Origin of the sequence: Georgenia sp. SYP-B2076 (assembly GCF_003991205.1) — a bacterium.
GTDB lineage: Bacteria > Actinomycetota > Actinomycetes > Actinomycetales > Actinomycetaceae > Georgenia.
This window is the reverse complement of the sequence record NZ_RXOZ01000028.1, coordinates 1-825: the sequence shown is the minus strand read 5'-3', so window position 1 is coordinate 825 and position 825 is coordinate 1. Positions and strand designations below refer to the sequence as shown.

Below are 825 nucleotides of genomic sequence, written 5' to 3'. Positions count from 1 at the left end.
ACCACCACGACGTCACCGCACGCCACCGCGCGGCCCGGGCCCGCCGGCGCGTGTGCCACCCCCGCGCCCTGCCCGACGGCATGGCCTCGATCTACACCGTCCTGCCCGCCCCCGACGCCATCGCCCTGGACCTCGCCCTGGACGGCGCCGCCCGCACCGCCCGCGCCCACGGCGACCACCGCACCCTCGACCAGCTCCGCGCCGACACCCTCGCCACCCTGGGCACCCACGCCCTGACCCAAGGCGGCCTCGGCACCCCACCCACCACCACCGACGCGGACGCGGACACCGGCGACGCCACTACAGCCACCACCGCGGACGCCGACGCCGGCACGGCACCCGACACCCGCAGCAACACCGACCACAGCGATAACGCGGCCGGCCCCGACGCCGACGCCGAGGTCGAGGCCGGCACGGACCCCGACGCCGATATCGGCACGGACCCTGACGCCGACGCCGATATCGGCACGGACCCTGACGCCGACGCCGATATCGGCACGGACCCGGACGGTGACGCCGGTGCGGGCGTGGGCGATGTCGGCGGCGGGGGTCCGCCGGACACCGCCTCCCTGCCCGGCGCGGGCGGGGCCGGGCCACCGGGGCCGGCGGCGCCGTGGTTCCCGATCGGGCAGGTCGCCGGGGTCCCCGTCCGCGTGAACGTCACCGTCCCGCTGACCACCCTGCTCGGCGGGACCGAACCGGGCACCCTGGACGGCTACGGCCCCATCGACCCCGCCACCGCCCGCGCCCTGGCCCTGGGCGGGACCTGGCGCCGCCTGGTCACCGACCCCCTCTCCGGGCAGGTCCTCGACCTCGGCACCACCC

1 protein-coding gene is annotated in these 825 nt (G+C 78.2%); it reads left to right on the top strand.

The window, feature by feature from the left end:
- Positions 1-825, top strand: an 825-nt coding sequence (locus EJK16_RS11305; protein WP_127129364.1) for a DUF222 domain-containing protein, incomplete at both ends; no start/stop codon positions are given.